Below are 13964 nucleotides of genomic sequence, written 5' to 3' on the forward strand. Positions count from 1 at the left end.
GGGTGGACGACGCTTCACCCGTCCACCATTTCCGCGTGCCGGTGGACAAGAACGGCGTTGTCCACCCTACGTCAGCGCCGCGGGCGCCATGCCGGCTTTCGTTCCGCCTCCGCCCGTAGGGTGGACGACGCTTCACCCGTCCACCATTTCCGCGCGCCGGTGGACAAGGAGAGCGTTGTCCACCCTACAGTTGCCCGCGCGCCATACCGGCATTGGTCTGCCAACCGCCAGGCGGCGATGAGCGCGCAAACGCTCGGGAACGGCTTTCAGGGAATGATCCGGATCAATCTTCCTGCGCTTTGCATCAGGCGAATGCAGGTCGATTCACGAGGCTGAGCAAGATGTCCGGCGCGCGCCGGCAGGCCTAGTCTCTGGGCAACCCTTTTCAAGCGTTGCAGGAGAGTCGCCATGGAGTTCAGCTACAGCCCGAAAGTCGAAGCCCTGCGCCAGAAGGTGCGGGACTTCATGGATCAGCACATCGTTCCGCGCATCGGCCAGTGGCACCAGGAGGTCGCCGCCGGCACCTACCCGGTGTCCTTCATGGACGACCTCAAGGCGCTGGCGAAATCAGAAGGATTGTGGAATCTGTTTCTGCCCTCGCTGCACGCGGACGAGCCGGGCATGGGCCTGTCCAACCTCGAATACGCGCCGCTGGCCGAGATCATGGGCCGGGTGCACTGGGCCTCCGAGGTGTTCAACTGCAACGCCCCGGACACCGGCAACATGGAGCTGCTGCACATGTTCGCCACCCCCGAGCAGCGCGAGCGCTGGCTGCTGCCGCTGCTGCACGGCGAGATCCGCTCGGCCTTCGCCATGACCGAACCGGACGTACCCTCCTCCGACGCCGCCAACATCCAGACGCTGATCCGTCGCGACGGCGACGACTACGTCATCAACGGCCGCAAGTGGTTCATCACCAACGCCTCGCACCCCAACTGCAAGCTGCTGATCGTGATGGGCAAGACCGACCCGGACGGCGAGGCGCACCGCCAGCAGAGCATGATCTTGGTGCCCTTCGACACCCCCGGCGTGGAGCTGCTGCGCAACATCCCGGTGCTCAACCACATCGCCCCGGAAGGCCACAGCGAGCTGCTGCTGAAGAACGTGCGGGTGCCGGCGAGCAACCTGCTCGGCGGTGAAGGCGACGGCTTCATGATGGCCCAGGCGCGCCTCGGGCCGGGGCGCATCCACCACTGCATGCGCTCGATCGGCATGGCCGAGCTGGCCCTGGAGCTGATGGTCGAGCGCGCCCAGGAGCGCAAGACCTTCGGCCGCTACCTGCATCAGTACGCCAACGTCGGCGACTGGATCGCTCAGTCGCGGATCGAGATCGAGCAGGCGCGCCTGCTGGTGCTGAAGACCGCCTGGCTGATCGACGAGGTCGGCGCCAAGGGTGCGCGCAAGGAGATCTCGATGATCAAGGCGATAGTGCCGCGCATGCATGCCCAGGTGGTCGACCGCGCCATCCAGGTGTTCGGCGCCATGGGCCTGACCCCGGACACGCCGCTGGCCGACCTCTACACCAGCGGCCGCGCCCTGCGCTTCGCCGACGGCCCGGACGAGGTGCACCTGAAGACCATCGCCAAGCTGGAACTGGCCGCCAGCCAGGAGCGCCGTGGCGCGACGGCGGCCTATCTGACGCCGCCGCATTGAGCCCCCGCTCTCGCCGCGAGAAGGTGCCGTGCAGTGGCGGGCCCCGCTGGGCGGACAAGGCCGATTTGACGTTCCTGCCCCGCCGAGACACAGCGGGGCTGAAAGGCGGGACAAGGCGTCCGCCTGTCCCGGGCCGGAGCGCAGAGCCCGCCAAGCATGCTTTCTCGGTATCCACGCAAATGCATATGACGCGGGCGGCTTTCTGCGGGGACGTCTCACAGGGCCATGTTCCCAAGGCGGGGGCCGCCCCGGCCTGCGCGTGAAGTCTCCGAATGCCTGTCCGCCTCGGCACCCTGGTGACGTGCCTTTTGCTCGGCTGATCCGCTGTGCCCCAGGCGCCTGGAACAGGCGTCTGCGCCTCCCGTGCGCGCCGGCAAAGCTTGCTATCCTGCCCGCCGCAGATCGTCATTGGGGGGCGTTGTGTTTTCACTCAAGCGCAAGGGCGATTTCCGCCTGCAGCTGACGCGCACGCTGAAGGTGCCGGGCCGGCACAAGGTCGAGCTGTACCTGTTCACCCCGCACGAGACCACCCTGTCACCCTGGACGCTGGCCGAGAAGCAGTTCTACTTCAGCTCGTTGACGCACAGCTTCGGCCTGCTGGGCCTGCCGGCGAAGGACCGCGCGAGCAAGGTCGACAGTTCCTTCTCGCTGCTCTCGCCGCACTACGAGATCATGTACGGCGCCTGGTTCTTCCAGTACCAGGCGTCGATGGGGCGTCTGCGTCAGCAACTGCTGGCCGCCGAGGATATCGCCGAGCCGATAGCCCGCGCCCTTCGCCTGAGCCAGAACTTCGCCCAGCGGCTGCGCAAGTCCGTGCCGGAGCAGAGCAACCAGCTGCGCTACTTCCGCCAGATGGATATCTACTTTTCCTGGCAGGCCGAGCAGTTCCTGTTGCAGAGCATGACGCTGGAGGGCTTCGCCGCGCTGGATGAAGAGCTCCGGCGCTCGGTCGACGAGTTCCTCCAGCAGGAACTCAAGTACCGCCAGGAGCTCAAGTACCTCAGCGATTTCCATGGGACGCCGACGCGGGTCTGGAACCGCATGAGCCTCTATCACCGCCTGCTGGAGTACCCGGCGACGCTGCGCGCAAAGGTTACCGAGCTGGGCGCGGGTACCAAGAAGCTGGTCAAGGCGGCGTCGACGATGCTGATCATGTCGCTGTTTACCTACGTATTGTTCAGCGCGCGAGACGGCAGCCAGAAGCTCTCGCTGGCGCTGCTGCTGGGCATCGCGCTGGTCTATGCGGTGCGTGATCTGCTGCGCGACGACATGATCAGCGCCATCACCCGCTGGCTGCGCAAGGGCAAGCCGCGCTGGAAGGTGCGGCTGTTCATGCCCTACACCAAGAACCAGCTGGCGCTGCAGATGGTCTGGCTCGACTACCGCAAGCTGCCCGAGCTGCCGCCACTGGTGCGCGAGCGCTCGGGCAAATGGGCGACCAACGAGGAACGGCAGATCGTCTGCTACCGCGCCGTGCTGAATCTGGACAAGTCGGCCCTGGAGCAGAACGAGATTCGCGAGCGCCTGATTCTGGACTGCGAGCAGTTGTGCGCATCGATCCAGGCCAGTCACAACCTGCTGTTCGTGCGCGGTGACGAGGAGGATCCGCAGGGCGCCGTCCAGGCGCATCCCATCGAGAAGCAGCACGACTACAACCTGCTGCTGGTGCATAGCGCGCCGGGCCAGGCCTTTTCCTCGGCGCAACGCTGGCGCCTGAGGCTCGGTGCCAAGGGAATCGTGCAATGCGAGAGCAAGAACGCACACTGGCCGGAATCTGCCCCGAGCCCGCTCGGGGGCTGGCGGCGACGGCTGCGCTTCTGGCGCCGGAGCTGAGCAGCAGGCGCTGAGTCGACCTCCGCATACGGCCTGGCCAAACGGGCCGGCAAGCAGGCGTCAGCTCGCGCTCATCCATGCGGGTTGATGTTGATGCTGCGCAGAGGTTCATCTGGTGGATTACGCCGCTTTAGCGGCTAATCCACCCTACCGGACATGGCCGGGCTCAGTCGGCCTTGCGCTCGAGCAGGGCCAGGCGCTGTTCCAGCTCCTCCAGGCGCGATTCCAGGCTGGCGATGCGTTCGTCCTTGTCGCTGTCCGCAGGCGTGCTGCTGCGAGAGCTGGCGGCGCGTTCAGTGGCGGCCTGGAGGTCGGTTTCGCTGCCGAGAATGTGCATGTAGCGGTCCTCGCGCTGACCGCTCTGGCGTGGCAGCAGGCAGGCCATGCCGCGCGAGATCAGGCGTTCGAGGTTGTGCTGGATCTGGGCGACATCGTCGAAGGCGTGCATGCGCGCGCTGCGCACCAGCAGTTCGTTGAGCGTTTGCGGGCCACGCAGCAGCAACAGCGCGAGCAGGGTGGTCTGCCCCGGCGTCAGTTCCAGGGCCTTGTCCAGACGCTGTTCCCAGCGGTCGGCGCGACTGCCCATCACCAGGCGCAACAGGCCGCGCTCCTCCAGTGGCCGCAGGCTGCGCGCGACCTCGCCCTGGTTGAGGTTCATCAGCGGTTCGCGGCTGGTTTTCTGGTTGCACGCCAGCAGCAGCGAGTTGAGCGTCAGCGGGTAGCTCTCCGGGGTGGTGGTCTGCTTCTCCACCAGGCAGCCGAGAATCCGCGCCTCGATGGCGCTGAGCGGTTCGGCGAGAGGCGTGACGGTTGGCTCGGTCATGGGGGCACCTGCGGGGTCGACGTAGAGCTGCCACCTTACCCGATCGGCTATGGTCATAAACACCCGGTGGGTTTAGGGTGGCTTCTACCTCGAAAAACGGTGAAATCGACCATGCTCGAAGAAGGCCTGCTGGCCGACCTGGTGACCGAACTGCCCAATGCGATTCGTCTGCAGCGACTGGTGCAGACGCTGCGCGAGCGCTTCCAGTGCGGCGCGGTGGGACTGCTGCGGCTGGACGAAGGCGCCTTGCGGCCGGTGGCGGCGGTTGGGCTGGTGCACGAAGCCCTGGGGCGGCGCTTCGAGGTGGCCAGCCACCCGCGACTGGCGGCGATTCTCGCCAGCCGCGAGCCGACCTGGTTCGAGCCGGACAGTCGCTTGCCCGATCCCTATGACGGCCTGCTCGACGAGCGCGCGGGCGAGCCGCTGCCGGTGCACGACTGCATGGGCGCCAGCCTGTGGCTGGAGGGTCGCCTGTGGGGCGCGCTGACCCTGGATGCGCTGCACGCCGGTACCTTCGATGAGCGGGCGCGGCGCGACCTGCAGCGCTACACCCTGCTGATCGAGGCGGCGGTGCGGGTGACCCGCCTGGAACAGGACAACCGCGCGCTGCGTCAGTCGCACGGACCGGCAGGCAGCCAGGCCCTGCCCGGTCCCCAGGAAATTCTCGGCCAGAGCCCGGCGATCAGCGAACTGCTCGGCGAGCTTGCGGTAGTCGCCGATTCCGAGCTGCCGGTGCTGCTGCTCGGCGAGACCGGCGTCGGCAAGGAGCTGTTCGCCCACTGGCTGCATCAGCATTCGCGGCGTCGCGACAAGCCGCTGGTGCACGTCAATTGCGCGGCATTGCCCGAGTCGCTGGCGGAAAGCGAGCTGTTCGGCCATGTGAAGGGCGCCTTCTCCGGCGCCAGCAGCGAGCGACCCGGACGTTTCGAGGCGGCCAACGGCGGCACCCTGTTCCTCGACGAGGTCGGCGAGCTGCCGCTGGCGGTGCAGGCCAAGCTGCTGCGCGCGCTGCAGAACGGCGAGATCCAGCGCCTGGGCGCGGACAAGCCGCGCACCGTCGACGTACGCATCATTGCCGCGACCAACCGCCAGTTGCGCGACAGCGTCGGCGCCGGGCACTTTCGCGCCGATCTCTACCATCGGCTGTCGGTCTATCCGGTGCATATCCCGCCGCTGCGCGAGCGCGGCAATGACCTACTGATCCTCGCCGGGCACTTCCTCGAACTGAACCGCGCGCGCCTGGGCCTGCGCAGCGTGCGTCTGGCGCCGGCGGCCGAGCGCGCCCTGCTCGCCTACTCCTGGCCGGGCAACGTGCGCGAGCTGGAACACGTGATCAGCCGCGCCGCGCTCAAGCTGCTCAGCCGCGGTGCCTCGCGCAGCGAAATCCTCACCCTGGAAGCCGAGCTGCTGGATCTGGACAGTGTGGCGCCGGCGCGCCCACGCGCGGCGCCCGCGGCGGCTTCCGGCACTGCACCGACGCTGCGCGAGGCGGTGGATGACTGTCAGCGCGAATGCATCCACCAGGCGTTGCAACAGGCCGACGGCAACTGGGCCAGCGCGGCGCGCCTGCTTGAGGTGGACCCGAGCAACCTGCACAAGCTGGCGCGGCGGTTGGGGCTGAAATAGGGTCCTGGCTGGGCACCTTGCAGGCCACGCCGCGCCAATCTCCCTGCAGGCCTCAGCATCCCTCATCCGGCGCGGTGCGCCTTCTCCCGGAGGGAGAAGGGACAGCTGTGGGGCGATGGCGCGAGGTGTCATGCGAGCCTCGCGCGTGCACGGCTTTTCCCTCTCCCTCCGGGAGAGGGTGCCGAAGGCGGGTGAGGGATGTTTCAGGCGACTCGCAGCCCTTCAGGCCCCGCCCAGGCGCAGGCCGGTCTTTTTCAGGATGCGGCTGCTGACCAGCATTTCATCCGCGTTGCAGGCGTCGCCGAGCAGGGCGCGGATCGTCTCGCGGTCGGGCTCGATGTCCTCGGCGCTGCGGCCGTGGACCATGGCGAACAGGTTGTAGGGCCAGTCGCCACGGCGCGGTCGGCGATAGCAGTGGCTGACGAAGGGCAGCGCGCCGACCGCCGGGCCGAGCTGCGCCAGCGCCTCGTCGTCGACGTCCCAGACGGTCATGCCGTTGTGCCGATAGCCGAGGCGGTAATGGTTGGGTACCGCGGCGATGCGCCGGATCAGTCCGTTCGCCTGCAGTCGCTGCAGCAGCGCGAGACAGTCGTCCACGCTCAGCTGCAGCTGTTCGGCGAGCCAGGCCCAGGGGTCGGCCACCAGCGGCAACCCGGCTTCGGTGAAGGCGATCAGGCGCCGCGCCAGGGGTTCGTCAGAGGGGGAAATGCAGGCCGACATGGTAGGTCTCCTCCTTGGGCAGGTTGAGTACGCGCAGCCCGGTGGCGACTTCGATCAGGCCGATGCAGCCCTCGATCTCCGCGTAGCTGGCGCAGCCGAGCACGAACCACATGTTCCAGACGTGCTCGCGGCGGTAGTTGTGCGCCACCTCGGGCATGCAGGCGAGCAGCTCGGCGACCTCCTCGAAGCGCTCTTCCGGCACGCGCAGGGCGGCCAGGGTGAAGGCACCGCCCAGGCGCTCGATGTCGAACATCGGGCCGAAGCGGGTCAGGGTGCCGTCGTCGAGCAGGGCCTGCACGCGCTGGCGCAGCACGGCTTCGTCGCTGTCCAGTTCGGCAGCCAGGGCAACCCAGGGCTCACGCACCAGTGGCAGGCCATGCTGCAGACGGTTCAGCAGACGCCGGTCGAGATCATCCATGGGCCACCTCCGGCGCCGCGGCGTAGCGTCCACCGCACTGCTTGAAGGCGCGGGTGCTGAACAGCAGCCGATGCGGCAGCTGGGCCAGGCCTTCGCGGCGCAGCAAGGCTTCGATCCAGGCGCTGACCTGTTCGCGCTGGCGGCCGTGGATCATGCAGAACAGGTTGTACGGCCACTGCGGCAGGCGCCGCGGGCGGCGGTAGCAGAGGTTGATGCCGTCGACCTTGCCCAGGCGGTCGCCAAGCTCATCGACCAGCGCGTCCGGCACGTCGAGCACCAGCATGGCGTTGGCCGCAAAGCCCAGCCCGCGATGGCGCAGCACCAGGCCGACGCGGCGGAACAGGCCTTCGTCCTGCCAGCTCTGCACCTGCGCCAGGACTGCCTGTTCCTCGGCGCCGAGCTGTTGCGCCAGCAGCAGGTAGGGGCGCGGTGCCAGCGGCAGACCCTCCTCCAGCAGGCGACAGAGCTGCAGGCGTTGCTGCTGGGTCAGAAGGCTCATGGAGTGTCTCCCGGTGCTGCTTTGGATTGCGGATGGCCGGCCACGGGATTGCCCGCCAGCGGAAATCCCAGGTCGATGCGGTAGGCGCGCTGCATCGGCAGGTCCAGCGGTTGCAGGCCGGTGTCGGCGGCGATCTCGTCAAGCACCTGGTCGATGCGTGCGCGGTCCGGCCCGGTGAGGACGAACCAGAGGTTGTAGGCGTGCTCGCGCAGGTAGTTGTGATTGACCTCGGGGTACTGGCTGATGCGCTCGGCGACCCGCTCGAGCAGCGCCTCGGGTACGGCCAGGGCGACCAGGGTGCTGGCGCCGGCGCGGCTGTGCTCGAACACCGGGCCGATGCGCGACAGGCCGCCGTCCCGCTGCAGGCGCTGCAGGGCGTCGAGCACCTGCGCCTCGCTGCTGCCGATGGTCTCGGCCATCGCCCGATAGGGCTCGGCGCACAGCGGCATGCCGTGCTGGAAGTGTTGGCACAGGGCCTGCTGGATGGCGTCCATGTCAGAGCCCTGTCCGGTGAGCGCGGCTGGAGAAGAAGATGCCGCTGGGACTCTCCGCCGGCAGGCGCTTGAGCAGCTCCAGGCGATAGGGGTCCCAGACCTGCACCTCGTTGCCGTCACGCACCGACAGCCAGAGCTGCTCGCCGCGGGCGCTGAACTCCATGTGCAGCACGCCGGGGCCGGGTTGCAGGTCGGCGACGATGGCGTGGGTCTCGCTGTCGATCACCTGCACCCGATGGTTGTCCGGGTAGGCGAAGTTGACCCAGATCTGCCGCGCATCCGGCCGCGCCATGACGAACACCGGCTGCCCGGCGACCTCGATGGCGGCGCTCTGCTGCCAGTTGCCGGTGTTCATCACCAGCACCCGATGCTGACCGATGGCCGGGACGAAGGCCTGCTCGCCGGCAATCGCCCAGCCTTCCAGGTGCGGCATCTTGTACACCGGCAGCTTCTGCTCGCCGCGACCGTAGCCGTCGAGCACGCGCTTCACGCCCTGCTCCGGGTGCCAGAGGTCGAGCAGGGCCATGCCGTCCTCGCCGAACAGACCGGCCAGGTAGTAGCGGCCGTCCGGGGTCAGCAGGTCGTCGTAGGGCTGGTGGCCGATGTGCTCGAAGCGGGTGACGGTGGGCTTTTCGCGCTCGCTGAAGTCGGCGATCCAGATCTCGCCGGTGTCGAACAGGGCGAACAGAAAACGCTGGCCGGGCGCGTCGATCACCCCGACCACCCGCGAGTTGCGGCTGCCGTCGGGCAGTGGGGTGCTGGGGATGTCGGCGACCAGTTCGAGGGTCTGGGCATCGAATACCTTCACCCCGCCCGGTTCGTAGTTGCCGACCGCGATCAGGCTGCCGTCCTGGCTGATGGCGCCGCCGATGCTGTTGCCGCCCTGGAGGATGCGCTTGTCGATGCGCTGGGCCAGCAGGTCGACCTTGGTCAGGCCGCCATCGCGACCGAAGACGTAGGCGAAGCGCTGGTCCCGCGAGAACACCACGCTGGCGTGGGACAGATCGCCCAGGCCTTCGATGCGCGCCAGCTGCGTCTGCCCGCTGGTTTCGATGATCTGGATGCTGCCGCGGGCACGCTCGATGATCACGCCGAGGTCGCCGCTGCCGCGCAAGGGCGGCTGCTGCGCACAGCCGGCAAGGAGCAGGCCGGCGAGCGCCAGGCTGAGGAGTCGGATCATGGGTTGAAGCCTCCTTCGAGGAGTCGGTCGACCAGCCAGGCGATGTCCTGCTCGTCGAGCAGCGCCTGCCAGCCGGGCATGGCGGTGCCGGCGCGACCATGGGCAACGGTGGCAATCAGGCTCTCGCGCGGTTTGCCGGCGAGCGCCTCGGGGGTGAGGGACGGACCGAGTCCGCCGGTCATGCGCAGGCCGTGGCAGGAACCGCAGTCCTGCACCAGCAGGTGTTCGAGAACGACCTGGCGGCTGGCGTCAGGCGACGCCGCTGCCAGGGCAGGAGAAAGCAGGAGCAGCGCGAGGGCGGCCAGGCCGGTTGCCAGCGAATGCTTGTGCAGAAAAGCCATGGCGACCTCCGCGTTGCGCGGTGAAAGCGGGGTGCGGCGCACCCCGCCGTGGCACGTTGCCTCAGTAGACGTCGTGCTGGGTGTTGTGGACGTTGAACTTGCCGGTCGGGGTGATCAGGCGCTTGTCCTTGATCACGCGTTTCAGCTTCAGGGTCTTGTCGTCGACCACCACGATGGCCGACTCCTCGTCCTGGGCGTTCCACACCGAGAACCAGACCTCGTCGCCGGCCTTGTTGTACTCGGGCTGCACCACGCGCTGGGCACCGCCTTTCAGGCCGGCCCATTCGGCAATCGGCAGCACCTGGTAGCCGGCGCCGAGGTTGTCGATGTCGAATACCGCCACCGACTGGCTGATCTTGGCGTCAGGGTTGAAGGTGGTATCCAGGTACAGGTGGCGCGACTGCGGATGGGTCTTGATGAACAGCGAGCCACCACCCTGCCCCTTCAGCGTTTCGACGACTTTCCAGGCCTGCTGTGGGTGCTTGTCCGGATCGGTACCGATCAGCGAGATGGTCTCGTCACCCAGGTGGCTGGTGGCCCACACCGGGCCGTATTGCGGGTGGATGAAGTTGGCGCCCCGTCCGGGGTGCGGGATCTTGCCGACGTCCACCAGCGCGGTCATCTTGCGTTCGCGCGAATCGATCACGGCGATCTTGTTGGAGTTGTTGGCGGCGGTCATGAAGTAGCGATGGCTGACGTCCCAGCCGCCGTCATGCAGGAAGGGCGCGGTGCCGATGGTGGTGGTGGTGAGGTTGTTGATGTCCTTGTAGTTGACCAGCAGCACGCGGCCGGTCTCCTTCACGTTGACGATGAACTCGGGGTGCTCGTGGGAGGCGATGATCGCCGCCACGCGTGGCTCCGGGTGGTACTCCTGGCTGCCCACCACCATGCCGCGGGTGGAGACGATCTGCAGCGGTTCGAGGGTCTCGCCATCCATGATGGTGAACTGCGGCGGCCAGTAGGAACCGGCGATGGTGTAGGTGTCCTCGAAGCCTTCGAACTTGGAGGTTTCGACCGAGCGCGCCTCGATGCCGACCTTGATCTCCGCCACGCGTACCGGCTCCTTGGCCCACAGGTCGATCATGTCGATCCGCGCATCACGGCCGATCACCAGCAGGTAGCGCCCGGAGGCCGACATCCGCGAGATGTGCACCGCGTAGCCGGTCTCGATGGTCTTGACGATCTTCTTGCTGTCGCCATCGATCAGGGCGATCTTGCCGTCGTCGCGCAGGGTCACCGAGAACAGGTTGCCGAGGTTCAGCTTGTTCATCTGCTTGCTTGGCCGATCCTCGGGCTTGACCAGCACCTTCCAGGAATTCTTCATCTCGGCCATGCCCCACTCCGGCGGCGTCGGCGGGGTGTGCTGGATGTAGTTGGCCATCAGGGTGATCTGCGCCGGGGTCAGCTCGCCGGAGGTGCCCCAGTTCGGCATGCCGGCCGGTGAGCCGTAGGTGATCAGCGCTTCGAGCACCTGCTGGCCGCGCGCCTGGGTCACGTCAGGCGTCAGCGGCTTGCCGGTGGCGCCCTTGCGCAGCACGCCGTGGCAGCCGGCGCAGCGCTGGAAGTAGATCTCCTTGGCCTGCTCGAACTCGGCCTCGGTGAGGTCCGGTGCACCGGGGGTGCGCACGGTCAGGGCGCTCTTCGGATCGACCGCGGAAGCCTCCTTGTGATAGGCGGCGGACGCCTGTTCCGGGTTGCTCGCGTGGGCCACGGAAAAGGCCAGCAGCGAGACGGTCGCAGCGAGGCTTGCGACCAGGGTTTTTCCTGCACGGTTAACCATTTCTGTTCCTCCTCAGGAAGGCGCCACGGTGGGCGATTCCTCTGTGCTTGAACGGCAGTGCAACGGTTTTGGTATTTCTGCGCTCAAGCCTATGGGCGACCTGCCGCAGGGGCACTTGATGGGAATCAAGAACCGCCGACGGATGGCTTGTGCCGTTGTCGCAGGGGCGATTAGCGTGCAGTCGAGAAGGTTTTCCATCGAGGTGCAGTGATGTCCCAGTCCAACCCGGCCGAGGCCCAGGATTCGCCGTTCTATCAGCCGCTCGGCAACGAGGAGCAGGTCTTCCGCCAGGCCTGGCAGCACGGCATGCCGGTGCTGATCAAGGGCCCCACCGGCTGCGGCAAGACGCGCTTCGTCCAGCACATGGCGCATCGCCTGAACCTGCCGCTGTACACCGTGGCCTGCCATGACGATCTGTCCGCCGCCGACCTGGTCGGCCGCCACCTGATCGGCGCCCAGGGCACCTGGTGGCAGGACGGCCCGCTGACCCGCGCCGTGCGCGAGGGCGGCATCTGCTACCTGGACGAGGTGGTCGAGGCGCGGCAGGACACCGCCGTGGTGCTGCACCCGCTGGCCGACGACCGTCGCGAGCTGTTCATCGAGCGCACCGGCGAGGCACTCAGGGCGCCGCCCGGATTCATGCTGGTGGTGTCCTACAACCCCGGTTACCAGAACCTGCTCAAGGGCATGAAGCCGAGCACCCGCCAGCGTTTCGTCGCCCTGCGCTTCGACTACCCGGCAGCCGCCGAGGAGGAGCGCATCGTCGCCAACGAGGCCCAGGTGGATGCCGCCCTGGCGGCCCAGGTGGTCAAGCTCGGTCAGGCGCTGCGCAGGCTGGAGCAGCACGACCTGGAGGAAGTCGCCTCGACCCGCCTGCTGATCTTCACCGCGCGGATGATCCGCTCCGGCATGAGCCCGCGCGAAGCCTGCCTGGTGTGCCTGGCCGAGCCACTGTCGGATGATTCGCAGACGGTGGCGGCGCTGATGGATGTGGTGGATGTCCACTTCGCCTGAAGCGCTGTTGCCGAACCGACGCCTGCCCGGCGATCTGGCGATGTGGTGGTTCATCCTCGCCGAGATCACGCTGTTCAGCATCCTGATCCTGGCGTTTGCCATCACCCAGCGGCTGCAGCCTGCGCTGTTCGCCGCCGGGCGCCAGGCACTGGACGCCTCCATGGGCCTGGCGCTGACCCTGAGCCTGCTGACCTCCGGCCTGCTGGTGGCCCTGGCGGTGACACGGGTGCGCCAGGCCCGCGCTGGCGTCTCTGCCCTTTTGCTGGCGGCGCTGGGCAGCGCCTGTGTCTACGTCTGGCTCAAGTTGAGCGAGTACGCGCACCTGCTGGCGCTGGGTTTGGATGTCGAGCACGACACCTTCTTCACCCTCTACTGGCTGCTCACCGGCCTGCACTTTCTGCACGTGCTGCTCGGCCTGGTGATCATCGCCTGGATGGCCGTTCGCGCCTGGCGTGGCGGCTATCACGCCGGCAACTGCAGCGGCCTGGAATCCGGTGCCCTCTACTGGCACATGGTCGACCTGGTCTGGGTGCTGCTGTTTCCGCTGGTCTACCTGATCGGGGCGGGCCCATGAGCGTGCGCGCATTGCTGGCCTGCTGGGTCGCGCTGGTGCTGCTGTCGCTGGCGACGGTGGCCAGCCTCGGCCTGCCTTCTGCGCGGGACACGCTGCTGGTCCTGTTGCTGCTGGTGCTGGGCAAGGCCTGGCTGATCGTCGACGGCTTCATGGAGCTGCGCCACGCGCCCTGGCCCTGGCGCGCACTGATGCTGGCCTGGCCGGTGGCGATGGCGCTTGGGGTGGCCGGAGCGGCGCTGCTCTGAGCGGTCGCAGCGCCGCTTCGTAGGGCGCAATAAGCGCAGCGCATTGCGCCGTGGCACGGTGCTCGAGCGTGGCTTCTGCGTATCGGTCTCGCCCTTTGCCTTGCGGCACTGCGCAGATTTCTGCTTCCAGCCCGATTTCGAAGTGGCCCTGGCTTTCGGTTTCGGCCCCCCGGCCGAGTCACTTTCTTGTTGCTTGCCCAACAAGAAAGTAACCAAAGAAAAAGGGCACCCCACCATCCGGCCCCGGCTGCGCCAGGGTTCCCTCGCTCCGGCGCTACTCCGGGAGCCGTCAGGGACGGGCCATCCATGGCCCAACCCTGACTTTCGCGGCATCCATGCCGCTCACTCCCTGCGCAACGCCTCCTCTCGGCCTCCTGGAGGGGGGTTGGGCTCCGTGCAATTTGATGCTTTGGCGTGATGACCTTTTCTAGGGCGCAATAAGCGCAGCGCATTGCGCCCTAGCGTGGTGCCTGACCTGCCGATTTCTCTTCCGGCGGATTACGCCGCATGGCGACTAATCCGCCCTACGACTTTCCGCTTCTCGACATGAGGCTCAGGCGACTCCGAGCCTGGTCCCCTTACAGCAGGCCGAGCGCAGGTGTTGCGCAGGAGGCGAGCGGCATGGATGCCGCGAGAGGCGTTGAGGGCCATGGATGGCCCTTCAGCGCCGGCCTCTGGAGCGGCACCGAAGGGAGGGAAGTCTGGCCGCGCAGCGGACAGACCCGGATGTCGGGGTGCCCTTCTTCTTTGGTTACTTTCTTGTT

At 67.4% G+C, this 13964-nt stretch carries 14 protein-coding genes and 1 pseudogene; 6 read left to right on the top strand and 9 right to left on the bottom strand.

From position 1 onward, the window contains the following. Window positions 1-408: 408 nt before the first annotated feature. Window positions 409-1653, top strand: a complete 1245-nt coding sequence (locus tag DBO85_RS08395; RefSeq protein ID WP_108106819.1) for an acyl-CoA dehydrogenase family protein — start codon at window positions 409-411, stop codon at window positions 1651-1653. Window positions 1654-2073: 420 nt separating this feature from the next. Beyond that, complete coding sequence (locus DBO85_RS08400; protein WP_108106820.1) at window positions 2074-3486, top strand: hypothetical protein; 1413 nt, start codon at window positions 2074-2076, stop codon at window positions 3484-3486. 166 nt (window positions 3487-3652) lie between these two features. On the opposite strand, the gene DBO85_RS08405 is transcribed toward DBO85_RS08400, so the two are convergent. Further along, window positions 3653-4309, bottom strand: coding sequence for a YceH family protein (locus DBO85_RS08405; protein ID WP_108106821.1), 657 nt, complete (start codon window positions 4307-4309; stop codon window positions 3653-3655). Between the two features lie 111 nt (window positions 4310-4420). Here DBO85_RS08405 and norR point away from each other — a divergent pair, with 111 nt between their 5' ends. Beyond that, on the top strand, window positions 4421-5935 hold the full coding sequence (gene norR, locus DBO85_RS08410; RefSeq protein ID WP_108106822.1) for a nitric oxide reductase transcriptional regulator NorR: 1515 nt from the start codon (window positions 4421-4423) through the stop codon (window positions 5933-5935). Between the two features lie 222 nt (window positions 5936-6157). Here the strand turns inward: norR and ahbB (DBO85_RS08415) are convergent, their stop codons facing one another. The 7 genes from ahbB (DBO85_RS08415) to DBO85_RS08445 form a co-directional block, all read right to left on the bottom strand. Further along, a complete protein-coding gene (gene ahbB / locus DBO85_RS08415; RefSeq protein ID WP_108106823.1) occupies window positions 6158-6655 on the bottom strand; it encodes a siroheme decarboxylase subunit beta in 498 nt (165 codons plus the stop codon). Further along, complete coding sequence (locus tag DBO85_RS08420; protein ID WP_108106824.1) at window positions 6630-7073, bottom strand: Lrp/AsnC family transcriptional regulator; 444 nt, start codon at window positions 7071-7073, stop codon at window positions 6630-6632. Before DBO85_RS08420 ends, ahbB (DBO85_RS08415) begins: the two co-directional genes overlap by 26 nt. Further along, complete coding sequence (ahbB, locus tag DBO85_RS08425) at window positions 7066-7572, bottom strand: siroheme decarboxylase subunit beta (RefSeq protein ID WP_108106825.1); 507 nt, start codon at window positions 7570-7572, stop codon at window positions 7066-7068. Before ahbB (DBO85_RS08425) ends, DBO85_RS08420 begins: the two co-directional genes overlap by 8 nt. Then, window positions 7569-8066: an Lrp/AsnC family transcriptional regulator gene (locus DBO85_RS08430; RefSeq protein ID WP_108106826.1), complete on the bottom strand. Its 498-nt coding sequence runs from the start codon at window positions 8064-8066 to the stop codon at window positions 7569-7571. Before DBO85_RS08430 ends, ahbB (DBO85_RS08425) begins: the two co-directional genes overlap by 4 nt. A 1-nt stretch (window position 8067) precedes the next feature. After that, complete coding sequence (locus tag DBO85_RS08435) at window positions 8068-9246, bottom strand: cytochrome D1 domain-containing protein (protein ID WP_108106827.1); 1179 nt, start codon at window positions 9244-9246, stop codon at window positions 8068-8070. Further along, on the bottom strand, window positions 9243-9587 hold the full coding sequence (locus DBO85_RS08440; RefSeq protein ID WP_108106828.1) for a c-type cytochrome: 345 nt from the start codon (window positions 9585-9587) through the stop codon (window positions 9243-9245). Before DBO85_RS08440 ends, DBO85_RS08435 begins: the two co-directional genes overlap by 4 nt. Before the next feature lie 61 nt (window positions 9588-9648). Next, entirely contained in the window at window positions 9649-11367 is a 1719-nt protein-coding gene (locus DBO85_RS08445; protein ID WP_108106829.1) for a nitrite reductase, read from the bottom strand. Between the two features lie 210 nt (window positions 11368-11577). Between DBO85_RS08445 and DBO85_RS08455 the strand changes: the two genes are divergently transcribed. Genes DBO85_RS08455 through DBO85_RS08465 form a run of 3 tightly spaced genes read left to right on the top strand, consistent with a single transcriptional unit; the run spans window position 11578 to window position 13200 of the window. After that, window positions 11578-12381: a CbbQ/NirQ/NorQ/GpvN family protein gene (locus tag DBO85_RS08455; protein WP_108106831.1), complete on the top strand. Its 804-nt coding sequence runs from the start codon at window positions 11578-11580 to the stop codon at window positions 12379-12381. Further along, on the top strand, window positions 12365-12955 hold the full coding sequence (locus DBO85_RS08460) for a cytochrome c oxidase subunit 3 (protein WP_108106832.1): 591 nt from the start codon (window positions 12365-12367) through the stop codon (window positions 12953-12955). Before DBO85_RS08455 ends, DBO85_RS08460 begins: the two co-directional genes overlap by 17 nt. Next, complete coding sequence (locus tag DBO85_RS08465) at window positions 12952-13200, top strand: cytochrome C oxidase subunit IV family protein (protein WP_108106833.1); 249 nt, start codon at window positions 12952-12954, stop codon at window positions 13198-13200. The genes DBO85_RS08460 and DBO85_RS08465 overlap by 4 nt, the downstream gene beginning before the upstream one ends. 578 nt (window positions 13201-13778) lie before the next feature. Here the strand turns inward: DBO85_RS08465 and DBO85_RS19425 are convergent. After that, window positions 13779-13964: pseudogene (locus DBO85_RS19425) on the bottom strand (hypothetical protein); the annotation flags it as partial.

The organism is Pseudomonas mangrovi (genome assembly GCF_003052585.1).
Lineage (GTDB): Bacteria > Pseudomonadota > Gammaproteobacteria > Pseudomonadales > Pseudomonadaceae > Aquipseudomonas > Aquipseudomonas mangrovi.